Consider the following 24849-nt stretch of genomic DNA (forward strand, 5'->3'; position numbering starts at 1 on the left):
CCGCTATGCACGACACGCGGCGGCGGACGATGGTTGTGCGCGTACCCCCGCGTCAGCGCCCCAGACGCCCGCGGACCATGCCGACCAGTGAGTTCAGTTCCTCGATACGCATCTTGCGGGCGGCGACGAAGAAGACTCCGAGGAGTACCGCCCCGCCGACCAGCATCGCAGCGAAGGATCCGACGACGCCCTGGCCGAGCGTGTGGCCGATCCCGTAGCAGGCCACGCCGCTGAGGGCGGCGGCCGGCACCGAGGCGATGCAGAGCCTGGCGTACGTCCGCAGCACGCGGGCGCCGTCCAGGTCGCCGCCCAGGCGCTTGCGCAGCCGGTTCCAGGCCACGCCGACGCCGATCGCGTAGGCCAGGCCGTACGCGGCGGCCATGCCGGCCACGGCCCAGCGGGCCGGCAGCACGAGGTAACACAGCGCCGAGGCGCCCGCGTTGACCGCGGCCACGATGACCGTGTTGTAGAAGGGCGTCCGGGTGTCCTCGTAGGCGTAGAAGGCGCGCAGGACAACGTACTGCACCGAGTAAGGGATGAGGCCGAGGCCGAAGGCCATCAGCATGTAGCCCATGTTGGTGGCGGCGCCGGTGCCCGAGGTGCCGAAGATGAGCGTGCACATCGGGATGCCGAGGGCCAGGAAGCCGAAGGCGATGGGCACGATGGCCACGGCCGTGGTGCGCAGTCCCTGGGAGATGTCGTCGCGGACCGCGCCCCTGTCGCCCTCGGCCGCCGAACGCGAGATGCGCGGCAGCAGAGCGGCCATCAGGGAGACGGTGATGATCGCCTGCGGCAGGCCCCAGATCAGCTGGGCGTTGGCGTAGGCGCTGAAGCCGGTGCCGGCGATGTTCGTGTCCTTCACGGCCGCCGTCGCCAGCTGCGTGACGACCAGGGCGCCCGCCTGGTTGGCGAGGACGAACAGCACCGTCCACTTGGCGAGCATCGCGGCCTTGCCGAGACCGTGGCCCTTCCAGTCGAAGCGCAGGCGCAGCCGGAACCCGGTCTCGCGCAGGTAGGGGATCATCGCCAGGGCCTGGACGACCAGTCCGAGGAGAACGCCGATGCCGAGGAGCCGCTGGCCCTCCGGCGGGATGCTCGTGACCGCGATGTGCGAGTGCGCCGACGTGCCGTACACCCACAGGAACATGCCCAGCGTCACGATGATGACGATGTTGTTCAGGACCGGGGTCCACATCATCGCGCCGAACTTGCCGCGGGCGTTGAGGATCTGGCCCATCACCACATGGATGCCCATGAAGAAGATGGAGGGCAGGAAGTAGCGGGTGAAGGTGACCGCGACCTCGTTGGCGGCCGGGTCGCCCGCGACCTTCACCGACAGCACCCGCACCAGCACCGGCGCGGCCAGGACCGCGACCGCGGTGAGCGCCGCGAGAGCGACGATCACCAGGGTGAGCAGCCGGTTGGCGAAGGCCTCGCCGCCGTCGTCGTCCTCCTTCATGGCACGCACGAGCTGAGGCACGAAGACGGAGTTGAGACCGCCGCCGACGGTGAGGATGTAGATCATGGTCGGCAGCTGGTAGGCGACCTGGAAGGTGTCACCGAGAAGAGCCGTGCCCAGCGCGGAGACGATCAGCGCCGAGCGGACGAAGCCGGTGAGGCGGGAGACCATCGTGCCCGCCGCCATCACGGCGCTCGACTTGAGTAGACCGCCGGCCTTCCCGGCCTTCTTCGCGGCCGGGGCGGGGGCCGCGGGTGCCACGACGGGGGCGGCGCCCAGGTTCAGCGTCTGGTCGGCCCCGGGCGTGGGGGCGAGGTTCATGGTCTGGTCGGCCGCGGGCACGGCAGCCGTCGGCTGCGGGTACTGCGCCGCCGGGGCGCCCCCACCGGGGGCGGCGGCGGGGCCCGGCACAGACGGGGGATCCGTCGGACGTCCGCTGCCCTGCTGCTGGTCCCGGAAGAGGTGCGCGAACGCGTCCGGCTCGTGTCGCTCCTCGCCGGCCTCGGTCACCAGGTCGTCGACGCCCACGTACTGGGCCGTACGCCGGTTGTCGCCGTAGGGCAGGTACTGGGTCGGGCCGTCCGGCTCCGGAGCGGGGGTCTGGGCCCACACGTGCGGATCGGGGGCGTACGCCGACTGGGGCGGCCGACCGTACTGCGGCTGCTGTGGCTGCTGCGGCTCGTACGTGCCGGGGGGCGGCGGGGGGTGCGCGGCGCGGTCGTAGAGGGCCTCGGCGACCGGGTCCTGGGCGGCGAGGTCCTGCGCCCGGTACGGGTCCTGGTCGTAGGCGTCCTGCAGGTACATGTCGGCGGGCGGCTGCGGCGGCACCTGGCCGGGCTCGGGCGGCGGGCCCTCGGGGTGCCCCGAGCTGCCCACGGCCTGGCCGCGGTCACCGTCGTACGGCGCGTTCATGGTTACCCCACCTCATCGTCCCGGGCCCACCGGCCACGACATCGCTCAACGGTCCACTCTCTCACCCGTGGCGGAGGGGTCCGCGCTTTCCGCTGCGGTGTCCGGTGTCGGGTCACTCGGCTGCTGCGGGTCGTCTGCCCGGGCATCGGTGCCGGACTCCTCCTTGAGACGTGCCGCGGGGCTCTCCGGGTTCTCCGGTTCCTCGTCCCCCTCGTCCGTCTCGCCGGCGGGGCCGTTCTCCTCCGCCTCGCGGGCGGCCCGCTTGCGCTGCGTGTACATGCGGAAGCCGGCCAGGACCAGCAGGAGGAAGCCGCCGCCGATGACCAGCATGACGGTGGCCGTGAACTCGGTGACCTTGACGTCGAAGCTGACCGGCTCGCCGTACTTCTGACCGTCCTGCGTGTACAGCTGGGCGACGACCGTCGCCTGGCCGTTGGCCTTGGCCGTCGTGGTGAACTTCACCGTCTGGCTGTGGCCGCCGGAGACCGTGATGGGCTGCTCGTCGTAGGCGTAGTCGCCGATCTTGAGCCGGTTGGGGCTGGTCGAGGTGAGGCGCAGCATCAGGTGCTGGACGCCCTGGACCAGGTTGTTCTGGACGGTGACCGGGATCGTGGCGCTGCGTCCGGACAGCTTGGTGTCGGACTTGTCGATCAGTTTGACCTGGCCGGTCAGGACGCCGAGGTGGTTCTCCACACTGCCGCGGAAGCTTTGCGCCGCGCCCGCGCGACCGCGCCACGAGGTGGACATGTCGCGGTTCATGGCCAGCCCGAAGGGGGTCACCACGCGCGAGTCGTTGGTGAGGATCACCTTGAAGTTGTCCAGGGTGTCCTGCGTCCGCGCGATCTGCTCGAAGGCGGAACGCGGCAGCTCCTGCCTGCGCAGCGAGGAGGGGTAGGCGGAGGCCGACGGAAGCCTGGTGGTGGCGCCCGGGTCCGGCTTGGCCTTGGCGGCCGCGGAGAGCTTCTGGGTCTGCGCCCAGTTCCCGCTCTGCAGGGCCGACAGCGCGTCCGCCATCGCCTGCGCCTGGGAGGTGGTGGGCATGCGCTGCGGTGCGACGACGATGCTGCGCTGCTTGTCCGTCTGGGTGTTCAGGGCCAGGCTCTGGGCCAGGAACCGCTGGACGGCGAGCGTGGAGGAGGAAGCCTTCGTCAGATCGCCCTGGAAGGCCGTCGACAGCCGGGCGTCCGCGACGACCGCCGTGGTGCCGCCGCCGATCGGACGTGCCGCGGAGGGCGTGTAGGTCAGGCCGCCGGTCTCCTGCAGGCTGTCGCTGCGGACGATCACCTTGTCGGCGCCGGCCGAGGTGGCGACCTTGACGATCGACGGGTCGACGGCGCCGTCCACGGGCCAGGCGAAGTCTGTGATGGGCGTCACATGCAAAACGGTCCGCACTGTGGTGGCCGCCACGTCGGTGGCCTCGTTCAGGTGGTTCAGGGAGCCGGTGACGCCGGTGCCGTTGTGGGCCAGGGACGCGAGGTCCGGGTCGGCGAAGGGCAGGGCGACGACCTCCTGGTCGGCCACCGCCTTCTGTAGTTCGTCGAGCCACTGCTTGGCGACCGTCTGGTGGGTTCCGGCCGCTGTGGAGCCGTCCGCGTTCTTGATCTTGTAGCTGCCGGTCATCGCGTCCACGGAGGCGATCAGGTCGGGGTCGAGCACCCAGGTGACGTCGAGACCCTCGCCGAGGGTCAGCAACTCGTCCAGGCGGCCTCCGGGGGAGATCTCCTTGGCGAGGTCGTCGTTGAGGAAGACCGGCGTCTGCTGGTCGTTCGGCCCCGTCTCGGCGGTCAGGTGGACGGTGGAGACGAGCGGCCACAGGAAGGTCGTCTTCGTCTTCGTGTCCGCCCCCTCGGACTGCCAGGGAAGGAAGGTCCGCTGGACGCCGAGGGTCTGGAGCCAGGGCTGGGCGGCGGTCTGCCCGGACAGCGCGACGGCGAACTGATAGATCCCGTCGCCGCCGAGGTCGAGCTTGTCGACCGGCACCGAGATGCTGAAGTGCTCGGCGACCCCGGGAGTGAGCTTGGCGAACTTCTCGGCGTACTTGCCGCCGACCTCCGCGCCGCTCGCGCTCTGGACGCTGTCGCTGCTGCGGGCGATGTCGTCGATGCCCGAGCGGGTGCTGACCTCGGGGCCCACCCGCAGCCCCACGTGGGCGCCGGTGACCGTCTGCTTGCCGTTGTTGGTCACCGTGCCGGACACGGTCAGCGTGTCGCCGTCCGTGGGGGCGGAGGGACTGAGGGAGTCCAGGGCCACGGACACCGAGCCGGTGCCGGAGGCGTCCTGCACAGAGGCCTGCGTGGCCGCGCCCGCGGGCAGCTGCAGCAGACCGGCCAGTAGGGGCGCTCCGGCGAGCAGTGCTCCGGAGCGCCGCAGCCACCGGCGGGCAGGTGAGGGACTGGTCCCCTGGAAGTCTGCCGCTTCGGCCACGCGCTCGCCCGTCCCTCGTCGTCGTCAGTGGTCGTCGCAATGTGCGTCCACGCATGGTAACGATGCGCGCTGAGGGTAAGTGCCGCGGTCCGCTCCACAAGATCGGTTGGCGGCACCAGGGCGCCCCTTGTGTGCATGAATGAAAGTGAACGGTGGCGTAGATCACGAGTACCGGTCTTGGGTGGCTATCGAAGCAGACGTCCCCGGCCGAGTTGTGCGCATTCAATGGAGGCGCCCCGGGTCCCCCGGGACACGTACTCTCTTCTGTTGTGCCGAACGCCAACGAAGACAACCCCCGTTCCCAGAGTGAGGTGCCGCACCGCATGTCGAGTGAGCAGCTGTCGGTGGCCCCCGTCGCCGACGACCTCGCCCGTCGTTTCCAGGAGGCCGGGTTCTCGCTCGCCCTGGTCGGCGGCTCGGTCCGGGACGCGTTGCTCGGCCGGCTCGGCAATGACCTCGACTTCACGACCGACGCGCGGCCCGAGGACGTCCTGAAGATCGTCCGGCCGTGGGCGGACGCCGTCTGGGAGGTCGGTATCGCCTTCGGCACCGTCGGCGCGCAGAAGGACGGCTTCCAGATCGAGGTGACGACCTACCGGTCGGAGGCCTACGACCGAACCTCACGCAAGCCCGAGGTGTCGTACGGCGACTCCATCGAGGAGGACCTCGTCCGGCGGGACTTCACGGTGAACGCGATGGCCCTCGCGCTCCCGGAGAAGAAGTTCATCGACCCGCACGACGGGCGTGCCGACCTGACCACGCGCCTGCTGCGCACGCCGGGCACCCCCGAGGCGTCCTTCTCCGACGACCCGCTGCGGATGATGCGGGCCGCCCGGTTCGCCGCGCAGCTGGACTTCGACGTGGCTCCCGAGGTCGTGACGGCCATGAAGGAGATGGCCGCGCGGATCGAGATCGTGTCGGCCGAGCGGGTGCGGGACGAGCTGAACAAGCTCATCCTGTCCGCGAACCCGCGCAAGGGCCTGACGCTGCTCGTCGACACCGGTCTCGCGGACCATGTGCTGCCCGAGCTGCCGGCCCTCCGTCTGGAGAGCGACGAGCACCATCGGCACAAGGACGTCTACGAGCACACGCTCATCGTTCTGGAGCAGGCGATCGCCCTGGAGAAGGACGGACCCGACCTGACCCTGCGCCTGGCCGCGCTCCTGCACGACATCGGCAAGCCCCGCACGCGCCGGTTCGAGAAGGACGGGCGGGTTTCGTTCCACCACCACGAGGTGGTCGGGGCGAAGATGACGAAGAAGCGGATGACCGCGCTCAAGTACTCCAACGAACTGGTGAAGGACGTCTCACGTCTGGTCGAACTCCACCTGCGCTTCCACGGATACGGCACCGGCGAGTGGACGGACTCCGCCGTCCGTCGCTACGTCCGTGACGCAGGGCCGCTCCTCGACCGCCTCCACAAGCTCACCCGCTCCGACTGCACGACCCGCAACAAGCGGAAGGCGGCGGCGCTCTCGCGTGCCTACGACGGCCTGGAGGAGCGCATCGGCCAGCTCCAGGAGCAGGAGGAACTGGACGCGATCCGCCCGGACCTCGACGGCAACCAGATCATGCGGATCCTCGGGGTCGGCCCGGGTCCCGTCATCGGCCAGGCGTACCAGCACATGCTGGAACTGCGTCTGGAAAACGGCCCCATGGACGAGGAAGCCGCCACGCGGGCACTGAAGGAATGGTGGGCCGAGCAGAGCTGAGGCGGCCGCGAAAACAGGGTCATGTTTCACGTGAAACATGACCTCGGGAATGAGCCGAGGGGCGGTGTTTCACGTGAAACACCGCCCCTCGGTCCGTCCGGCCTACTTCTTGTAGTCCTTCAGGCAGAGCAGGAAGTCGCTGCCGTCACCGCTCTCGGTGTACGAGTACTGGAAGTCCTTCGCGGCGGCCGTGCACTTCGTCTCGGCCTCGGTCTGGCCGAAGTTTCCGCTGATCTTGGCCAGCACCACGTACTGGGCCTTCGAGTCACTGCACTTCACGACCTCGAGGTCCGGGTTGTTGTCGTTGGTGCTGCCGCGGTGCATGCAGTCGCCGACCTTGGCCGTGTTGGCGTCGTCCTGGCCGGATATGAACTTGTAGGCCCCGAAGCCCAGGGCGACGACGATGACCAGGATGATCCGGATCGCCTTGAAGCTGAGCTTGCGGCTGCGCTGCGGGGGAACCGTCGCGTACGGCGCGGTGCCCTGCGGGGGGAACCCGGGCTGACCCGGCTGCTGCGGGTAGCCGCCCTGGGGCGGGTACGGAGCCTGGCCCTGCGGCTGCGGTCCCTGTGCGAACGGGTTCTGACCCTGGGGCGGAGTGGACACGGTGGGTTCCCCCTGGAGAGTTGGTGAACGCTCTGTATAAGAGCGGCGTAAGACGCAGGTAAGTTACCGGCCACCACTGACACTCCTGTCACCGGGAGGGACTCTGTGGCTTTGATGTGACACTTACCGGAATCCAAAGCGGGTCATAGCCACCGCAACTGCCCCGTAGATGGCGGCGACCGTGACCACCAGCGTCGCCGAGCGGCCGTCCGGCGGCAGCATCAGGGCGGCCACCGCGGCGGCGCCCACGAAGGCGACGTTGAACAGGACGTCGTAGACGGAGAAGACCCGGCCACGGAAGCCGTCGTCGACCGAGGACTGCACCACCGTGTCGGTGGCGATCTTCGCTCCCTGTGTGGTCAGTCCGAGGACGAACGTCGCGACCAGCAGGGGACCGGTCGCGAACGGCAGACCCAGGGCGGGCTCCAGCACTGCCGCCGCGGCGGCGCAGACGACGATCCAGCGGCCCGGGCCGAGCCGCCCCGCCGCCCAGGGCGTCAGTACGGCCGCCGCGAAGAAGCCTGCGGCGGACGTCCCCAACGCCAGCCCCAGCAGGCGCAGTCCCTCCTGGGTGGTCGAGGAGAAGGCGTATCGGCACAGCATCAGCAGCATCACCAGCAGAGCCCCGTAGCAGAACCGCATCACGGTCATCGCGATGAGAGCCCAGGCCGCCTCCCGGCGTGGCGGGGCGGCCAGGTGGCGTATCGCGCCGGCCAGGTCGCGTGCGGTGCCGGTGAGCGCCGTGGCCAGGCGGGGCTGGACCAACTCCGGGTCGGGACCCAGCTGTTCGCGCCCGAGGCGGAGGGCCGCGAGCGCCCCGCACAGGTACAGAAGCGCGCCCAGCAGCACCACGGCGGCGTCGGAGTCGGCCACCACCAGCCGTACGACGAAGGCGAGGCCGCCGCCGGCGGCCGCGGCGAGGGTGCCGGCGGTCGGGGAGAGGGAGTTGGCCAGGACGAGCCGTTCGGCGTCCACGACCCGTGGAAGGGCCGCGGACAGGCCCGCCAGGACGAAGCGGTTGACGGCGGTGACCGACAGGGCGGAGACGTAGAAGAGCCAGTCCGGGACGTTGCCGAGGATCAGCAGGGCCGTCGCGGAGGCCATCAGGGCCCGCAGCAGGTTGCCGTAGAGGAAGACCTGGCGGCGGCGCCAGCGGTCCAGGAGGACGCCGGCGAAGGGCCCCACCAGGGAGTACGGCAGGAGCAGGACCGCCATGGCGGAGGCGATGGCGGCGGCCGAGGTCTGCTTCTCCGGAGAGAAGACGACGTAGGCGGCGAGCGCGACCTGGTAGACGCCGTCCGCGCCCTGGGAGAGCAGTCGTACGGCGAGCAGGCGCCGGAAGTACCGGAAGCGGAGCAGGACGCGCAGGTCACGGACGACGGCCATGGAGCACAGCCTCACACAGGCGAGGGTCCCCGGGTGGAGTACCCGGGGACCCTCGGAGCCCTGGCAGGAGCGTTTTCAGTGCGGGGGCGCGTGGCTAGCGCTCGACCTCTCCCCGGATGAACTTCTCGACGTTCTCGCGGGCCTCGTCGTCGAAGTACTGCACCGGCGGGGACTTCATGAAGTACGAGGACGCCGACAGGATCGGGCCGCCGATGCCGCGGTCCTTGGCGATCTTCGCGGCGCGCAGCGCGTCGATGATGACACCGGCCGAGTTCGGGGAGTCCCAGACCTCGAGCTTGTACTCCAGGTTCAGCGGGACGTCACCGAAGGCGCGGCCCTCGAGGCGGACGTAGGCCCACTTGCGGTCGTCCAGCCAGGCCACGTAGTCGGACGGGCCGATGTGGACGTTCTTCTCGCCGAGGTCCCGGTCGGGGATCTGGGAGGTGACGGCCTGCGTCTTGGAGATCTTCTTGGACTCCAGGCGCTCGCGCTCGAGCATGTTCTTGAAGTCCATGTTGCCGCCGACGTTCAGCTGCATGGTGCGGTCGAGGATGACACCGCGGTCCTCGAACAGCTTCGCCATGACGCGGTGCGTGATGGTGGCGCCGACCTGGGACTTGATGTCGTCACCGACGATCGGGACGCCCGCCTCGGTGAACTTGTCCGCCCACTCCTTGGTGCCGGCGATGAAGACCGGGAGGGCGTTGACGAAGGCGACCTTGGCGTCGATGGCGCACTGGGCGTAGAACTTCGCCGCGTCCTCGGAACCGACGGGCAGGTAGCAGACGAGGACGTCGACCTGCTTGTCCTTCAGGATCTGGACGACGTCGACCGGCTCGGCCTCGGACTCCTCGATGGTCTCGCGGTAGTACTTGCCGAGGCCGTCGAGGGTGTGGCCGCGCTGGACGGTCACGCCGGTGTTCGGCACGTCGCAGATCTTGATGGTGTTGTTCTCGGAGGCGCCGATCGCGTCCGCGAGGTCGAGGCCGACCTTCTTGGCGTCGACGTCGAACGCGGCGACGAACTCCACGTCGCGCACGTGGTATTCACCGAACTGCACGTGCATCAGGCCGGGGACCTTCGACGCCGGGTCGGCGTCCTTGTAGTACTCGACTCCCTGCACCAGCGACGCGGCGCAGTTGCCCACGCCGACGACGGCTACGCGAACCGAACCCATTCCGGCTGCTCCCTGTGTGTACGAGTGAGGCCCTGACTGGGCGCTCACGTGGCGGTGTCGTCGGGCGTATCCGCGCCGGGGGTGTCCCCGGAACGGGGCAGGCCGCCCGTCGATCCATGTGTGGTGTCCTGCTGAGCGGGCCCCCCGGAGCCGGAACCCCGCAGGTCCCGTCCGGCCCGCTCGCTCTCGATGAGCTCGTTCAGCCAGCGCACTTCGCGCTCCACGGACTCCATCCCGTGGCGCTGGAGCTCGAGCGTGTAGTCGTCGAGTCGTTCCCGGGTGCGTGCGAAGGAGGTGCGCATCTTCTCCAGACGCTCCTCCAGCCGGCTGCGGCGGCCTTCCAGCACACGCACGCGTACGTCGCGCGACGTCTGTCCGAAGAAGGCGAACCGGGCGGCGAAGTGCTCGTCCTCGTACGCGTCCGGACCGGTCTGCGAGAGCAGCTCCTCGAAGTGCTCCTTACCTTCCGCCGTCAACCGATAGACGATCTTGGCGCGACGTCCTGCGAGTGGTGCGGCGAGGGCGTCCTCCGGAGAGGTCCCCGGCTCCTCGATCAACCAGCCGTTGGCGACCAGCGTCTTGAGGCAGGGGTACAGGGTCCCGTAGCTGAACGCACGGAACACCCCCAGCGATGTGTTGAGCCGTTTGCGCAGCTCGTACCCGTGCATCGGGGACTCGCGGAGCAGGCCGAGGACGGCGAACTCGAGGATGCCGGAACGCCGGCTCATCCGCTCGCCTCCTCGCTTTATCTCGCTCCGATGTATCGACTCGATACATCAAGACGATAGAACGGCCTTCCGGTTGCGACAAGTGGGGAGACGGTGAACGGGATCACATCACTTATTCATCCGAGGCAAGTTGCCTGATTTGGGATGAACTTGTGTGCTCGGTGGGTTTTGACGGTGCGTAGTCTGTGCGCCATGGACACCACCGGGAGCCGAGTGACGTATGGGGGCGTCGGCTTCCCGGGGTCGGTACGGATGAATGCGGGATCGACCACATCCGTACTTCGGGGGGACCGGAAACCAGCCGCCGTTTCCAGGCGCGCAAAGGTGCGCCTGCCCGAGGAGTAGTCGTTCGATGAGCGAGCACCGTCGCAAACCGCCGCAGCCGCAGGGAGGCGGACGTGCCGCGGCCCGACGCGGCCAGTCCGGCTCGTCCTCCGGCCGCCGCGCGGCACCGCGAGGCGCCACCGGGTCCCCGGCCGATTACGGGCTGGGGCAGCAGCCGGTTGAGGAGGAGCGGCCGTACAGCGGCCGCGCCGAGGCCCGGCGCGCGGCACAGAGAAGTACGGGAAGTCGCCGCAGGGCGCCCGAGCCCGCCGGCGGAGGTCGACGCGGTGCGCCCGGCGGCCCGGCGGGGCCCGGGCGGGGCAGAGGGCGTGCGGCACCGCCGGGCAAGAAGCGCCTCATCGACTACCCGCGCGCGGGCAAGTACGGCGCGGCGCGCTGGATGCCGTCCTGGAAGCTGGTGGCCGGCCTGTTCATCGGCTTCATCGGCAGCATGGTGGCCGTCGCCGGTGTCGGCTACGCGCTCGTGAGCGTGCCCGACCCGGCCAAGACCGCGACCGCGCAGAACAACGTCTTCTACTGGTCCGACGGCAGCGAGATGGTCGCCACCGGTGGTGAGACCAACCGGCAGATCGTCAACATCTCCCAGATCCCGAAGGCGATGCAGCACGCCGTCGTCTCCCAGGAGAACAAGACCTTCTACACCGACAGCGGTGTCGACCCCAAGGGCATCGCCCGAGCCGTGTTGAACATGGCCCGGGGCGGCAACACGCAGGGTGGCTCCACCATCACCCAGCAGTACGTGAAGAACGCCCGCCTGGACGACCAGTCTCAGACGATCACGCGGAAGTTCAAGGAGATCTTCATCTCCATAAAGGTGGGCGCCACGGTCTCCAAGGAGGAGATCATGGCCGGCTACCTCAACTCCGCGTACTACGGGCGCAACGCCTACGGCATCCAGGCGGCCGCCCGCGCCTACTTCAACAAGGACTCCGTCGACCTGAACCCGGGCGAGTGCGCCTTCCTGGCGGCGATGCTCAAGGGCGCCACGTACTACGACCCGGCGGGCGCGACCTCCATCGACCCGGCGGCCACGTCGGACGCCAACAGCAGGCGTGCTCTGGCGCAGATGCAGGACACCCTCGACAAGATGGTCGAGTACCACTACCTGACCCCCACGGACCGGGCCAAGTACACCAAGCTCCCCGTGGTGAAGAACCCGCGGTCCAACACCCAGCTCAGCGGCCAGATCGGCTATCTCGTCGACCTCGCCAAGGCGTACCTGGTCAACAACAAGATCATCACCGCCGACAAGCTGCAGCAGGGCGGCTACTCGATCTACACGACCTTCGACAAGAAGAAGATCAACCAGCTCAAGGCCGCGGTGACGAACGTCCAGAAGGCCAACATCAAGCCCAAGCAGCGGCCGAAGACGGACACCCACGTCCAGTTCGGCGGTGCCTCGGTGGATCCGACGACCGGCGCCATCCGGGCCATCTACGGCGGTGAGGACGCGACCAAGCACTTCACGGACAACGCCGACTCGACCGGTGCCCAGGTCGGTTCGACCTTCAAACCGTTCGTGCTCGCGGCGGCCATGAAGTGGGGCGTGCGCAACCCCGACGGCCCGGCGGAGCAGCCTCAGGACGAGCGCACCAAGGTCTCGCCCAAGAGCCTCTACAGCGGCAAGAACAAGCTGAAGATCAAGGAGTACAACGGTGACTTCTGGAAGGACGACAAGGGCAAGGAGTGGCTGCAGACCAACGACGGCAACGAGTCGTTGGGCAATGCCCCGAACTACCGGATCGACCTCCGTGAGGCGATGCAGTTCTCGGTGAACTCCGCCTATGTCCAGCTGGGCATGGACGTCGGCCTGGACAAGGTCAAGGAGTCCGCGATGGACGCGGGCATCCTGAAGGGCAGCCTCGCCGGCACCAACTTCCCCTCGTTCTCCATCGGTATCTCCGACCCCAGCGCGATCCGCATGGCCGGCGCCTACGCCACCTTCGCGGCCAGTGGCGAACAGCGCGACCCGTACTCCGTGCAGAAGGTCACGAGCAAGGACGGCGAGGTCTTCAACCACAAGGTCGTCAGCGACCAGGCGTTCACGGCGCCGGTCGCCGACAACGTCACGGACGTCCTGAAGACCGTGGTCGACAAGGGAACCGGCACCAGCGCCCGGCTGACCGGGCGCGAGGTGGCCGGCAAGACCGGTACCACGGACGGCAACAAGTCCGCCTGGTTCGTGGGCTACACCCCGCAGCTGTCCACGGCGATCACCATGTTCCGGCTGGACGACAACGAGAAGAACAAGCAGCGCGAGTTCCTCGAGATGTACGGGACCGGTGGCCAGGAGAAGATCCACGGTGCCTCGTTCCCGGCCGAGATCTGGCACGACTACATGGAGCAGGCACTCAAGAACGTGCCGCCGAAGGACTTCCCGACACCGGAGCCCATCGGTGAGATCGTCAACGACGTGCCCAGCCCGACGCCGAGCGTCACGCCGAGCCAGACGGTGACGAGCCCGACGCCGAGCCCGACGCCCAGCGAGACGCTGACCAGCCCGTCGCCCTCGCCGACCGAGTCCTGCAAGTTCAGCTGGCAGTGCAGCACCACCGGCGGCACGGACACCGGCGGGACGGACGGAGGCGTGACCTCGACGCCGACGGCCACGGACACGTCAGGGACCGGAAACACAAGAGGGAACGGCAACGGGGGCCTCTTCGGAGGCCCGGGCGGCTAGCCGCCAAAACGCCCAGCAAGGGTGTTTCACGTGAAACGCGCAAATGTGTTTCACGTGAAACAAGGGCCGCCGCACCTGAGAGGGTGAGGCGGCCCTCGGCGTATTCCCAGACATGTACGGCAGGATGTGCGACATGCCCAGCGCAGAATCGACGCAAGCGAGCGTGCACGAGCCGGACACGGTGCGTCCGACCAGGGAGGACCCGGTCGCCCGGTCCGGGAGTGAGCTGATCGGCGGTCCCCTCGGCCGACGGGCCCTGCTCGGAATGTCCTGGTGGACCCCCGTCCGGGTCGTCGCGCTCGTCGCGATCGGCATGTTCGCCCTCGGAATGATCCAGAAGGCGCCCTGCTACAACAGCGCCTGGTTCTTCGGCGCCAGTTCGCAGTACACGAAGGCCTGCTACTCGGACATCCCGCACCTCTATCAGGGACGCGGTTTCGCCGACGGGCTCGTGCCGTACTTCGACAAGCTCTCCGGCGACATGCCGTACCTCGAATACCCGGTGCTGACCGGCGTGTTCATGGAGGTCGCCGCATGGCTCACGCCGGGCAGCGGCAGCATCCAGGACCAGGAACAGTGGTACTGGATGGTCAACGCCGGGATGCTGATGGTGTGCGCGGCGATCATCGCTGTCTGCGTGGCCCGTACGCAGGCCCGCCGGCCCTGGGACGGTCTGCTGGTCGCCCTGGCGCCCGCCTTCGCGCTGACAGCCACCATCAACTGGGACCTGCTGGCGGTCGCTCTGACGGCCGCGGCGATGCTGATGTGGTCCCGGGGCCGCTCCGTCGCCTTCGGCGTCCTCCTGGGCCTTGCCACGGCCGCCAAGCTGTATCCCGTGTTCCTGCTGGGCCCGCTGTTCCTGCTGTGCTGGCGGGCGGGCAAGTGGCGGGACTTCGGCGGAGCGTTCGCCGGCGCGGTCGTCTCCTGGCTCGTGGTGAACCTGCCGGTGATGCTCTTCGCCTGGGACGGCTGGGTGCAGTTCTACAAGTTCAGCCACGACCGGGGCGTTGACTTCGGGTCCTTCTGGCTGATCCTGGCCCAGCACTCCACCGACCCGCTGTCCACCGACACGGTCAACAACATCGCCACGTCGCTGGTGGTGCTCGGCAGCGTCGGTATCGCGGTGCTCACCATGACGGCTCCCCGCCGCCCGCGCTTCGCCCAACTCGCGTTCCTGATCGTCGCGGTGTTCATCGTCACCAACAAGGTCTACTCGCCCCAGTACGTCCTGTGGCTCGTACCGCTGGCAGTCCTGGCCCGCCCCAAGTGGCGGGACTTCCTGATCTGGCAGGCGTGCGAGGTCGTGTACTACCTCGGGATCTGGATGTACCTCGCGTACACGACCAGCGGGGACGCCCACAAGGGCCTGCCCGAGGTCGGCTACCAGTGGGCGATCGGCGTACACCTGCTGGGGACGCTCTACCTGTGCGCTGTCGTCGTACGCGACATCCTCATGCCGGAGCGGGACCCCGTGCGCAGGGCGGGTGACGACGATCCTTCAGGGGGCGTGCTGGACGGTGCGGAGGACGTCTTCGTGGTCGGTGCGGCGGCCCATCCCCCGCGGCACGCGGCCCACTTCGAGGGGCAGCAGGTCGAGTGGGGCGGCCAGGGGCCGGCGTCCCCGACGGACGGTTCGCTCTGAGCGAACAGGCAGTGGAAGGCCCACGCGAAAGGCCGTACACGAAGTGCTCGTGTACGGCCTTTCGGCTGATCAGGGACCGTTGCTCAGCGGTCGACGATCCGGTCGAACTGCGTGGTGGTGTGCCGCAGATGGGCCACCAGCTCTTCCCCGACCTTCGGCTCGGGCGCGTCCGACGGCACGAACAGGATGGAGACCTGCATGTGCGGCGGCTCGGCGAACCAGCGCTGCTTGCCCGCCCAGACGAACGGAGAAAGGTTCCGGTTCACCGTGGCCAGGCCGGCCCTGGCGACGCCCTTGGCGCGCGGCATGACGCCGTGCAGCGCCTTGGGGGCCTCCAGGCCCACCCCGTGCGACGTACCGCCCGCCACGACCACCAGGAAGCCGTCGGAGGCCGCCTTCTGCTGGCGGTAGCCGAAGCGGTCTCCCTTGGCGACCCGCGTGACGTCCAGGACCGCCCCGCGGTACTCGGTGGCCTCGTGGTCCCCCAGCCACAGCCGGGTGCCGATCCGGGCGCGGAAACGGGTCTGCGGGAACTGCTGCTGCAGCCGGTGCAGTTCGTCGGCCTTGAGGTGGCTGACGAACATCGTGTGCAACGGCAGCCGGGCCGCGCGCAGATGGTCCATCCAGCCGATGACCTCCTCGACGGCGTCCGAGCCGTCCGTGCGGTCCAGCGGCAGGTGGATGGCGAAGCCTTCGAGGCGCACGTTCTCTATGGCGGAGTGCAACTGCGGGAGGTCCTGGGCGCTGATGCCGTGGCGCTTCATCGAGGACATCACCTCGATGACCACACGGGCGCCCACGAGGCCGTACACGCCGTCGATGGACGACACCGAGCGGATGACCCGGTCCGGCAGCGGGACGGGCTCCTCGCCACGCCGGTAGGGCGTCAGCACCAGCAGGTCCCCGCCGAAGAAGTCCTTGATGCGCGCGGCCTCGTACGTCGTGCCGACGGCGAGGACGTCCGAGCCCAGCCGCGTGGCCTCCTCCGCCAGCCGCTCGTGCCCGAAGCCGTAGCCGTTGCCCTTGCAGACCGGGACGAGGCCCGGGAACTGCTCCTGCACCTGCTTGTGGTGCGCCCGCCAGCGCGCGGTGTCGACGTAGAGCGTGAGCGCCATGGCCGGACCTGGAACCTTTCTCGTGGCTGCGGTGTAGCAGAGGTATGAGAGCTATTGAAGCGAAGGACGCGGCCTCAGCGGCGCGACTCGGGGATTCAGCGGCGTGACATGTAGATGTCGAGCGCCTTGTGGAGCAGCTTGTTGAGCGGGAAGTCCCACTCGCCGAGGTACTCGGCGGCCTGGCCGCCCGTGCCCACCTTGAACTGGATCAGGCCGAAGAGGTGGTCGGTCTCGTCCAGCGAGTCGGAGATGCCGCGCAGGTCGTACACCGTCGCGCCGAGCGCGTAGGCGTCGCGCAGCATCCGCCACTGCATCGCGTTGGAGGGCCGGACCTCGCGGCCGATGTTGTCGGAGGCGCCGTAGGAGTACCAGACGTGCCCGCCGACGATCAGCATGGTCGCCGCCGAAAGGTTCACGCCGTTGTGCCGGGCGAAGTACAGCCGCATGCGGTTGGGGTCCTCGGTGTTGAGGGCCGTCCACATGCGCTGGAAGTACGACAGCGGGCGCGGCCGGAAATGGTCGCGCACGGCCGTGATCTCGTACAGCCGCTGCCATTCCTCGAGGTCCTGGTAGCCGCCCTGGACGACCTCGACACCGGCCTTCTCGGCCTTCTTGATGTTGCGGCGCCACAGCTGGTTGAAGTTCTTGTGGACCTCTTCCAGGGAGCGGTTGGCCAGCGGCACCTGGAAGACGTAACGGGGCTGGACGTCACCGAAGCCGGCGCCGCCGTCCTCGCCCTGCTGCCAGCCCATGCGGCGCAGCTTGTCGGCCACCTCGAAGGCCCGCGGCTCGATGAAGTCGGCCTCGATGTCCCGCAGCCGCTTCACGTCCGGACTCTGGATGCCCTGCTTGATGGAGTTGGCGTCCCAGCGCCGGATGATCACCGGCGGGCCCATCTTCACCGAGAAGGCGCCCTGGTGCTTGAGGTGGGCGAGCATCGGTTCCAGCCACTCGGTCAGATTCGGCGCGAACCAGTTGATGACCGGGCCCTCGGGCAGGTAGGCGAGGTAGCGCTTGATCTTCGGCAGCTGACGGTAGAGGACGAGACCCGCGCCGACCATCTCACCGGTCCGCTCGTCGAACCAGCCCAGGCTCTCGGACCGCCACTCGGCCTTGACGTCGGCCCAGGCCGGGACCTGCATGTGGCTCGCCGCCGGCAGGCTCTGGATGTACGCCAGATGCTGCTCGCGGCTGATCGTCCTCAGGGTCAGGCTCATGTCGGGGCGCTCCTCGGGCTGGTGTGTCCCCATGGGTACAGGGGCTCCGGCTCTGGGGCCGAAGCCTACTGCGCCTTGCGCGCGCCCCGGCTGGGCGTACGGAACCCACGCCCTGGCTCATGGGCCGCCGGGGCGTTGCGTGGTGCTTTGTGTCGAGTTAGGGAGAGGGTGTCCCTGGCGTCAGCCGCCGATGAGTCCGCCGAAGAGGCCACCGTGCGCCATGCCGAGGAAGAAGCCCACGCCGGAGGCGCCGAGACCCAGGATCAGTCCGAAGCGCTCGCGTGTCGTCTCCGAGATCCACTGGCCGTACGCACCGGTGAGGATGCCCACCAGGCCGGCCCAGGAGGCCAGCAGGTGCAGGTGGTCGAAGAAGCCCGTCACGAACGCCGTCACACCGAGCACCAGGGCGACCGCCGTCAGCGTGTCCTGGATGGGGTGGGGCTTTCCGTCCGTGGCGAAGAGGCCACCGGCGGTGTTGGGTCGCAATGCCTGTGCCATGGGGCACCTCCTGCGAAAGGCGGCGCATCGTAGCGCCATACACACCCGATGTGTACAGACTGACGGCCCCCCGGGCCGGATTTCAACCGGAAGCCGGTGTACGGGTAGTCTGTACCGTCTGCATTGGTGTCTGCCCAGCCCCGATCGGGTAAACCGCGAGGTCACCCCGATTGTCAGTGGCGGCCGATACCGTTGCGTACGCATCACGACCCTCCTGCCACGGAACGACCGTGGCCGCTGAGTCCAAAGGAGGTGGGTTCCACATGCGTCACTACGAGGTGATGGTCATCCTCGACCCCGATCTGGAGGAGCGCGCTGTCGCCCCCCTGATCGAGAACTTCCTCTCCGTCGTCCGTGAGGGCAACGGCAAGGTCGAGAAGGTCGACACCTGGGGCCGTCGTCGTCTCTCGTACGAGATCAAGAAGAAGCCTGAGGGCATCTACTCGGTCATCGACCTGCAGGCCGAGCCTGCGGTCGTCAAGGAGCTCGACCGCCAGATGAACCTGAACGAGTCGGTCCTCCGGACCAAGGTCCTCCGCCCCGAGACCCACTGAGCTTCCGCTCAGCCGATCTCGGGATTCGAGTAGCAGCACAAGCAGCCAGCAGCAAACCCGCCGAGAGGTTCCCCCATGGCAGGCGAGACCGTCATCACGGTCGTCGGCAATCTTGTCGATGACCCCGAGCTGCGCTTCACCCCTTCCGGTGCGGCGGTCGCGAAGTTCCGTGTCGCGTCCACCCCCCGCACCTTCGACCGTCAGACGAACGAGTGGAAGGACGGCGAGAGCCTCTTTCTGACCTGCTCGGTCTGGCGTCAGGCGGCGGAGAACGTCGCGGAATCGCTCCAGCGAGGCATGCGCGTCATCGTGCAGGGCCGGCTGAAGCAGCGGTCCTACGAGGACCGTGAGGGTGTCAAGCGCACGGTCTACGAGCTGGACGTCGAGGAAGTCGGCGCCAGCCTGCGCAACGCCACGGCCAAGGTCACCAAGACCGCCGGCCGCGGTGGGCAGGGCCAGGGCGGTTACAGCGGCGGTGGCGGCCAGGGTGGCGGCGGCTGGGGCGGCGGCTCCGGTGGCGGCCAGCAGGGCGGCGGCGCTCCCGCCGACGACCCGTGGGCGACCGGCGCTCCCGCCGGTGGCAACCAGGGCGGCGGCGGTGGCTGGGGTGGAAACTCCGGCGGCGGTGGCGGCGGCTACTCGGACGAGCCCCCCTTCTAGCCCTTCGGGTCCGGATCTCCGGGCCCGGCGGGTCGAGGGCGGGTCGTTACCCAAACTTCTTGATCACACAGGAGATACACCATGGCGAAGCCGCCTGTGCGCAAGCCGAAGAAGAAGGTCTGCGCTTTCTGCAAGGACAAGGTCACGTACGTGGACTACAAGGACACGAACATGCTGCGGAAGTTCATTTCCGACCGCGGCAAGATCCGTGCCCGCCGCGTGACCGGCAACTGCACGCAGCACCAGCGTGACGTCGCCACGGCCGTCAAGAACAGCCGTGAGATGGCGCTGCTGCCCTACACGTCCACCGCGCGCTAAGGAAAGGGTGACCTACACATGAAGATCATCCTGACCCACGAGGTCTCCGGCCTCGGTGCCGCGGGCGACGTCGTCGACGTCAAGGACGGTTACGCTCGCAACTACCTGATCCCGCGGAAGTTCGCTATCCGCTGGACCAAGGGTGGCGAGAAGGACGTCGAGCAGATCCGTCGTGCTCGCAAGATCCACGAGATCCAGACCATCGAGCAGGCCAACCAGGTCAAGGGCCAGCTCGAGGCCGTCAAGGTCCGTCTGGCCGTCCGCTCCGGCGACGCCGGTCGTCTCTTCGGTTCCGTCACCCCGGCCGACATCGCTTCCGCGATCAAGGCTTCCGGTGGCCCCGAGGTCGACAAGCGCCGCATCGAGCTGACCGCTCCCATCAAGACCCTGGGCGCCCACGAGACGTCCGTGCGTCTGCACCCCGAGGTTGCCGCCAAGGTCAACATCGAGGTCGTCGCGGCCTGACGCTGCGCTCGGCTTGAGCAGCTTCGGCTGTAGAGCTGGGAAGGGGCCGTACCCGTGGGGTACGGCCCCTTCTGTATGGGCGTGATGTTTCACGTGAAACGGTCAGTGGGGCAGACCCCGCGATGTTTCACGTGAAACCGTCAGCGAGTCGCCCCGGTCACCAGCCAGCGTCCGGAGCGGGCTCGCAGCCACAAGGTCAGCATCCGCACCGTCATCATCAGCGTCATGGCGGCCCACAGAGCGGTCAGTCCACCGCCCAATACGGGGACGAGCAGGGCAGCCGGAGCGAAGACCGCCAGCGTGACCAGCATGGCCTTCGCCAAATACGGTCCGTCTCCCGCGCCCATCAGAACGCCGTCGAGGACGAAAACGACCCCGCAGATGGGCTGCGAGAGCGCCACGATCACCAGAGCGGGCAGCGCCACATCCTTCACGGTGGAGTCGCTGGTGAACAGCGGCAGGAACACCGGCCTGGCCAGCACGACCAGCACTCCGAGGACGACGCCGACCGCAACGCCCCACTCCACCATGCGACGGCACGCCTGACGGGCGCCCACGGCATCGTCCGCGCCGAGATAGCGTCCGATGATCGCCTGGCCGGCGATGGCGATGGCGTCCAGAGCGAAGGCGAGCAGGTTCCACAGGGACAGCACGATCTGATGCGCCGCGATGTCGGCGTCCCCGAGACGAGCGGCGACGGCGGTGGCGATCATCAGGATCGCCCGGAGGGAAAGCGTGCGGACCAGGAGAGGTGCGCCGGCCTGAGCCGAAGCTCTGATGCCGGACGAGTCTGGTCGCAAGGAGGCTCCGTGCCTGCGGGCTCCGTGGACGACCACCACCAAATAGACGGCCGCCATGCCGCACTGTGCTATCACCGTGCCCCAGGCGGAGCCGGCGATACCGAGGCCGGCGCCGTAGACGAGGCCCGCGTTGAGGACGGCGTTGGCGACGAAGCCCGCGACGGCGACGTAGAGCGGGGTCTTCGTGTCCTGCAGTCCACGCAGGACACCGGTCGAGGCGAGGACGACGAGCATGGCCGGGATGCCGAGGGCCGAGATCCTCAGGTATGTCGTCGCGTAGGGAGCCGCCGTGTGGGAGGCGCCGAAGAGGTCCACGATGGCCGGTGCGGTGGGAAGGATGACGGCGATCACGAGGGCACCGAGAAGGATCGCCAGCCAGATTCCGTCCATGCCCTGGCGGATGGCCGCCGGGAGATCGCCGGCGCCGACGCGTCGGGCGACCGCGGCCGTGGTGGCGTAGGCGAGGAAGACGAAGACGCTGACCGCGGTGGTGAGGAGGGCCGAGGCGACGCCGAGACCGGCGAGCTGTGCCGTGCCGAGATGGCCGACGATCGCGCTGTCGGCCATGACGAAGAGAGGCTCGGCGACGAGTGCGCCGAAGGCCGGGACTGCCAAGGCGACGATCTCTCGGTCCTGCTGTCGCCGGGTGCCCCTGGAGGTCGCGGGAGCCTGTGTCATGTGCACCAATGTAATCGTCCACAGGTAAGAGATGCAAAGCCTCTGTGACCATTACCTCCCGTCTCTTCGTGCGCTCATTCGCGCGCCGTTCGACACGATCTTGGTCCGACTGGGGAAGTTTTTCTTCTGCACAGCCGGTGGACGGTAAATAGGCAGGTCAGAAGGGTTTCTCTGCGTGAGGGGCGAGCTTGTTCACAGGGCTGTCCACCGTGTCGTGCACAGGTTTCGCGGAGTTCTCCACAGCATCCGGGCCGTCGTCCACATGGGCTGTGGATAACCAGATTGGCTGACGGTGCCGACGGGCCTACCGTGGTCCGGCGCCCACTCCGTGCGTCGGCCGGGAAAGCAGCACAAAACCGACGCGCCACAACCGGAGTTGGGCCTCTCATTTGTCAGTGCCGTGCCGTAGAACTATGGGCACGGCTAGGTCCGCTCGGCGGACGGGAGGAGGTGGCTCGGTGAGCATTTCCGAGCCCTTGGACGACCCGTGGGCCGACAGCGGTCCCAGCGATCGTCTGCCCGCCTCCCGCCGACGCGGTGACGGCGGCCGGAGTCGCGGCGAACAGCACGACCACGGCAGGGACGAGAGCGGCTGGGACGGCGGGGGCACGGCCTTCGAGCGCGTGCCGCCGCAGGATCTCGACGCCGAACAGTCCGTGCTCGGCGGCATGCTCCTGTCCAAGGACGCCATCGCCGACGTCGTCGAGATCATCAAGGGCCACGACTTCTACAAGCCCGCCCACGAGACGATCTTCCAGGCGATCCTCGACGTCTACGCCAAGGGCGAGCCCGCCGACCCCATCACCATCGCCGCCGAGCTCACCAAGCGCGGCGAGATCAACAAGGTCGGCGGCGCATCGTATCTGCACACCCTCGTCCAGACGGTGCCGACGGCGGCCAACGCCGAGTACTACGCGGAGATCGTGCACGAGCGCGCGGTGCTGCGCCGGCTGGTGGAGGCCGGTACGCGCATCACGCAGATGGGGTACGCGGCCGACGACGACGTCGACGAGATCGTCAACCGCGCCCAGGCCGAGATCTACGCGGTCACCGAGCAGCGCACCAGCGAGGACTATCTGCCGCTCGGCGACATCATGGAGGGCGCACTCGACGAGATCGAGGCGATCGGTTCCCGCAGCGGCGAGATGACCGGCGTGCCCACCGGCTTCACCGACCTCGACTCGCTCACCAACGGTCTACACCCCGGCCAGATGATCGTCATCGCGGCCCGTCCCGCGATGGGAAAGTCCACGCTCGCGCTGGACTTCGCGCGCGCGGCCTCGATCAAGCACAACCTGGCCAGCGTCATCTTCTCCCTCGAAATGGGGCGCAACGAGATCGCGATGCGTCTGCTGTCGGCCGAGGCGCGCGTGGCCCTGCACCACATGCGCTCCGGCACCATGACGGACGAGGACTGGACGCGCCTGGCCCGCCGGATGCCGGAGGTGTCCTCCGCGCCGCTCTACATCGACGACTCCCCGAACCTGTCGATGATGGAGATCCGCGCCAAGTGCCGCCGGCTGAAGCAGCGCAACGACATCAAGCTCGTGATCATCGACTACCTGCAGCTGATGCAGTCCGGCGGTTCCAAGCGCTCGGAGAGCCGTCAGCAGGAGGTCTCGGACATGTCCCGTAACCTCAAGCTCCTCGCCAAGGAGCTTGAGGTCCCGGTGATCGCGCTCTCGCAGCTCAACCGTGGCCCCGAGCAGCGCACCGACAAGAAGCCGATGGTCTCCGACCTGCGTGAGTCCGGTTCCATCGAGCAGGACGCCGACATGGTGATCCTGCTGCACCGCGAGGACGCCTACGAGAAGGAGTCGCCGCGCGCGGGCGAGGCGGACATCATCGTGGGCAAGCACCGTAACGGTCCCACGGCGACGATCACCGTCGCCTTCCAGGGGCACTACTCGCGGTTCGTGGACATGGCGCAGACCTGACCGGCCCCGTCGGCCGCGCGCAAATGAACTCGACTACCAGGCGTCCCGCGGGATGGACTGGGGTCATGACGACACCCCAGGAAGAGCTGCTCCCCAGTACGCGCAGGGCGCTGCTGCACCGTATCTCCGTGGCCCAGGCCGAGGGACGCGCGCCGTCGCTCGTGGCGACGGTGGTGCGGAGCGGGCGGGCGGTGTGGCACGGTGCGCGGACGTCGGTGGACGGGCACGGGCCGGACGAGAACGTGCAGTACCGCATCGGCTCGATCACCAAGACCTTCACCGCCGTTCTGGTGCTGCGCCTGCGCGACGAGGGGCTTCTCGACCTCGGTGATCGGCTGGAGAAGCATCTGCCCGGTACCGGCGCGGGGGAGGCGACCGTCGCCGATCTCCTGGCCCACACGGGCGGGCTGGCGGCCGAGTCGCCCGGGCCCTGGTGGGAGCGCACACCGGGGTCCCTGCGGCCGGAACTCGCCGACGTCCTGGGCGAAGGCCCGCCGCCGCATCCGGTGGGCCGCCGCTTCCACTACTCCAACCCCGGCTACACCCTGCTCGGGGCACTGGTCGAGAAGCTGCGCGGGGCACCTTGGGACGACGTGCTCCGGCGCGAAGTGCTGGAACCCCTGGGTCTGGACCGCACGAGCGCCGACCCCCGGGCACCCCACGCGGGCGGCTGGGCGGTGCACCCCTGGGCCGACGTCATGTTGCCCGAGCCCAGCGAGGACCTGGGACGCATGGCGGCGGCCGGCCAACTGTGGTCCACCACGGGTGACTTGGCGAAGTTCGCGGTGTTCCTTACACAGGGGGACGACCGGGTGCTGAGCGCCGAGAGCGTGCGGGAGATGCGGACGCCCGCGGCTCCGGCGGAGGCCGCGGACGTCATGGACGGGACGTCGTACGGCCTCGGGATGCAGATCCAGCGGCGGCACGGCCGGCTGCTCGTGGGTCACTCCGGCTCGCTGCCGGGCTTCCTGGCGAATCTCACCATCGCCGTCGAGGACGACGTCGCGGCCGTCGTGCTGGCCAACTGCACGTCCGGTCCGCCGCTGTCCACCGTGGGGGCCGATCTCGTGCGCATCGTCGCCGAGGCGGAACCGCGCATCCCCGAGCCGTGGCGACCGTTGCGCGAAGTCGACCCGGGCGTACTGGAGTTGGCGGGCCAGTGGTACTGGGGCACGTACGGTTTCGCCCTGCGGGTGACCTCCGACGGACTGGTCTCACTGGAGCCGCTGTCCGGCGCGGGCCGCAGCTCTCGCTTCCGGCCGAACGGCGACGGCACCTGGACCGGACTGGAGGGCTACTACGCCGGAGAGCCCCTGAAGGCCGTACGACGGCCGGACGGGACCGTGAGCCATCTGGACCTCGGCTCCTTCGTGTTCACCCGTCAGCCGTACGACGAGGAGGCTTCCGTGCCGGGTGGAGTGGACCCGGACGGATGGCGGGGGATCGGTTAGCGCGCCGACGCGGTGCAGGTGCCCTGTTCCACGTGGAACAGGGTGGTGCGGGTGCCCTGTTTCACGTGGAACAGGGCCTTCTCCA

The 24849-nt window shown here is 68.7% G+C and carries 19 protein-coding genes; 9 read left to right on the forward strand and 10 right to left on the reverse strand.

Annotated elements, in window-relative coordinates:
* Positions 1-52 precede the first annotated feature (52 nt).
* Positions 53-2371: a murein biosynthesis integral membrane protein MurJ gene (gene murJ, locus ACQF4J_RS23485; RefSeq protein WP_351563297.1), complete on the reverse strand. Its 2319-nt coding sequence runs from the start codon at positions 2369-2371 to the stop codon at positions 53-55.
* Positions 2372-2416: 45 nt separating this feature from the next.
* Positions 2417-4795, reverse strand: coding sequence for a DUF6049 family protein (locus ACQF4J_RS23490; RefSeq protein ID WP_351563299.1), 2379 nt, complete (start codon positions 4793-4795; stop codon positions 2417-2419).
* A 269-nt stretch (positions 4796-5064) separates the two neighbouring features.
* Here ACQF4J_RS23490 and ACQF4J_RS23495 point away from each other — a divergent pair, with 269 nt between their 5' ends.
* Complete coding sequence (locus ACQF4J_RS23495; RefSeq protein WP_351563301.1) at positions 5065-6507, forward strand: CCA tRNA nucleotidyltransferase; 1443 nt, start codon at positions 5065-5067, stop codon at positions 6505-6507.
* A gap of 102 nt (positions 6508-6609) precedes the next feature.
* Here the strand turns inward: ACQF4J_RS23495 and ACQF4J_RS23500 are convergent, their stop codons facing one another.
* The 4 genes from ACQF4J_RS23500 to ACQF4J_RS23515 form a co-directional block, all read right to left on the reverse strand.
* Positions 6610-7113, reverse strand: a complete 504-nt coding sequence (locus ACQF4J_RS23500) for an LppU/SCO3897 family protein (RefSeq protein ID WP_351802280.1) — start codon at positions 7111-7113, stop codon at positions 6610-6612.
* 123 nt (positions 7114-7236) lie between these two features.
* Entirely contained in the window at positions 7237-8499 is a 1263-nt protein-coding gene (locus ACQF4J_RS23505) for an MFS transporter (RefSeq protein ID WP_427166766.1), read from the reverse strand.
* A 94-nt stretch (positions 8500-8593) separates the two neighbouring features.
* Positions 8594-9676, reverse strand: coding sequence for an inositol-3-phosphate synthase (locus ACQF4J_RS23510; RefSeq protein WP_351563304.1), 1083 nt, complete (start codon positions 9674-9676; stop codon positions 8594-8596).
* 44 nt (positions 9677-9720) lie between these two features.
* Complete coding sequence (locus ACQF4J_RS23515; protein WP_351563305.1) at positions 9721-10404, reverse strand: PadR family transcriptional regulator; 684 nt, start codon at positions 10402-10404, stop codon at positions 9721-9723.
* Positions 10405-10756: 352 nt separating this feature from the next.
* Here ACQF4J_RS23515 and ACQF4J_RS23520 point away from each other — a divergent pair, with 352 nt between their 5' ends.
* Both ACQF4J_RS23520 and ACQF4J_RS23525 read left to right on the forward strand, forming a co-directional pair.
* On the forward strand, positions 10757-13429 hold the full coding sequence (locus ACQF4J_RS23520; RefSeq protein ID WP_351563306.1) for a transglycosylase domain-containing protein: 2673 nt from the start codon (positions 10757-10759) through the stop codon (positions 13427-13429).
* Between the two features lie 133 nt (positions 13430-13562).
* Complete coding sequence (locus ACQF4J_RS23525; protein WP_351563308.1) at positions 13563-15071, forward strand: glycosyltransferase family 87 protein; 1509 nt, start codon at positions 13563-13565, stop codon at positions 15069-15071.
* Between the two features lie 83 nt (positions 15072-15154).
* Here ACQF4J_RS23525 and ACQF4J_RS23530 read toward each other — a convergent pair whose 3' ends face one another.
* The 3 genes from ACQF4J_RS23530 to ACQF4J_RS23540 form a co-directional block, all read right to left on the reverse strand.
* Positions 15155-16186: an alanine racemase gene (locus tag ACQF4J_RS23530; RefSeq protein WP_351563310.1), complete on the reverse strand. Its 1032-nt coding sequence runs from the start codon at positions 16184-16186 to the stop codon at positions 15155-15157.
* A gap of 95 nt (positions 16187-16281) precedes the next feature.
* Positions 16282-17403: a peptidoglycan bridge formation glycyltransferase FemX gene (gene femX / locus ACQF4J_RS23535; RefSeq protein WP_200703078.1), complete on the reverse strand. Its 1122-nt coding sequence runs from the start codon at positions 17401-17403 to the stop codon at positions 16282-16284.
* A gap of 180 nt (positions 17404-17583) precedes the next feature.
* Positions 17584-17901, reverse strand: a complete 318-nt coding sequence (locus tag ACQF4J_RS23540) for a hypothetical protein (RefSeq protein WP_351563312.1) — start codon at positions 17899-17901, stop codon at positions 17584-17586.
* A gap of 263 nt (positions 17902-18164) precedes the next feature.
* On the opposite strand from ACQF4J_RS23540, the gene rpsF reads away from it, so the two are divergent.
* The 4 genes from rpsF (at position 18165) to rplI (ending at position 19898) form a co-directional block, all read left to right on the forward strand.
* A complete protein-coding gene (rpsF, locus tag ACQF4J_RS23545) occupies positions 18165-18455 on the forward strand; it encodes a 30S ribosomal protein S6 (RefSeq protein ID WP_005482942.1) in 291 nt (96 codons plus the stop codon).
* Between the two features lie 75 nt (positions 18456-18530).
* Entirely contained in the window at positions 18531-19115 is a 585-nt protein-coding gene (locus ACQF4J_RS23550; RefSeq protein WP_142153549.1) for a single-stranded DNA-binding protein, read from the forward strand.
* 81 nt (positions 19116-19196) lie between these two features.
* The gene (rpsR, locus tag ACQF4J_RS23555) at positions 19197-19433 is read left to right on the forward strand and encodes a 30S ribosomal protein S18 (RefSeq protein ID WP_003949403.1); all 237 of its coding nucleotides are present in this window, start codon (positions 19197-19199) and stop codon (positions 19431-19433) included.
* Between the two features lie 18 nt (positions 19434-19451).
* Positions 19452-19898, forward strand: a complete 447-nt coding sequence (rplI, locus tag ACQF4J_RS23560) for a 50S ribosomal protein L9 (protein WP_142153548.1) — start codon at positions 19452-19454, stop codon at positions 19896-19898.
* A gap of 140 nt (positions 19899-20038) precedes the next feature.
* Here rplI and ACQF4J_RS23565 read toward each other — a convergent pair whose 3' ends face one another.
* Positions 20039-21376, reverse strand: a complete 1338-nt coding sequence (locus ACQF4J_RS23565; protein ID WP_427166767.1) for an MATE family efflux transporter — start codon at positions 21374-21376, stop codon at positions 20039-20041.
* A gap of 458 nt (positions 21377-21834) precedes the next feature.
* Here ACQF4J_RS23565 and dnaB point away from each other — a divergent pair, with 458 nt between their 5' ends.
* Positions 21835-23313, forward strand: coding sequence for a replicative DNA helicase (gene dnaB / locus ACQF4J_RS23570; protein ID WP_142153544.1), 1479 nt, complete (start codon positions 21835-21837; stop codon positions 23311-23313).
* 65 nt (positions 23314-23378) lie between these two features.
* The gene (locus tag ACQF4J_RS23575; RefSeq protein WP_351563317.1) at positions 23379-24764 is read left to right on the forward strand and encodes a serine hydrolase domain-containing protein; all 1386 of its coding nucleotides are present in this window, start codon (positions 23379-23381) and stop codon (positions 24762-24764) included.
* The last annotated feature ends 85 nt before the right edge of the window (positions 24765-24849 follow it).

Source organism: Streptomyces sp. C1-1, assembly GCF_050214755.1.
Lineage (GTDB): Bacteria > Actinomycetota > Actinomycetes > Streptomycetales > Streptomycetaceae > Streptomyces.

Bases quoted from the DNA above. Each gene is read 5' to 3' on its own strand.
- ACQF4J_RS23540 (WP_351563312.1), bottom strand. From the start codon at position 17,901: ATGGCACAGGCATTGCGACCCAACACCGCCGGTGGCCTCTTCGCCACG.
- ACQF4J_RS23530 (WP_351563310.1), bottom strand. From the start codon at position 16,186: ATGGCGCTCACGCTCTACGTCGACACCGCGCGCTGGCGGGCGCACCAC.
- ACQF4J_RS23510 (WP_351563304.1), bottom strand. From the start codon at position 9,676: ATGGGTTCGGTTCGCGTAGCCGTCGTCGGCGTGGGCAACTGCGCCGCG.
- femX (WP_200703078.1), bottom strand. From the start codon at position 17,403: ATGAGCCTGACCCTGAGGACGATCAGCCGCGAGCAGCATCTGGCGTAC.
- rplI (WP_142153548.1), top strand. From the start codon at position 19,452: ATGAAGATCATCCTGACCCACGAGGTCTCCGGCCTCGGTGCCGCGGGC.
- ACQF4J_RS23550 (WP_142153549.1), top strand. From the start codon at position 18,531: ATGGCAGGCGAGACCGTCATCACGGTCGTCGGCAATCTTGTCGATGAC.
- ACQF4J_RS23515 (WP_351563305.1), bottom strand. From the start codon at position 10,404: ATGAGCCGGCGTTCCGGCATCCTCGAGTTCGCCGTCCTCGGCCTGCTC.
- ACQF4J_RS23565 (WP_427166767.1), bottom strand. From the start codon at position 21,376: ATGACACAGGCTCCCGCGACCTCCAGGGGCACCCGGCGACAGCAGGAC.
- rpsR (WP_003949403.1), top strand. From the start codon at position 19,197: ATGGCGAAGCCGCCTGTGCGCAAGCCGAAGAAGAAGGTCTGCGCTTTC.
- ACQF4J_RS23520 (WP_351563306.1), top strand. From the start codon at position 10,757: ATGAGCGAGCACCGTCGCAAACCGCCGCAGCCGCAGGGAGGCGGACGT.
- ACQF4J_RS23575 (WP_351563317.1), top strand. From the start codon at position 23,379: ATGACGACACCCCAGGAAGAGCTGCTCCCCAGTACGCGCAGGGCGCTG.
- ACQF4J_RS23505 (WP_427166766.1), bottom strand. From the start codon at position 8,499: ATGGCCGTCGTCCGTGACCTGCGCGTCCTGCTCCGCTTCCGGTACTTC.
- murJ (WP_351563297.1), bottom strand. From the start codon at position 2,371: ATGAACGCGCCGTACGACGGTGACCGCGGCCAGGCCGTGGGCAGCTCG.
- ACQF4J_RS23525 (WP_351563308.1), top strand. From the start codon at position 13,563: ATGCCCAGCGCAGAATCGACGCAAGCGAGCGTGCACGAGCCGGACACG.
- rpsF (WP_005482942.1), top strand. From the start codon at position 18,165: ATGCGTCACTACGAGGTGATGGTCATCCTCGACCCCGATCTGGAGGAG.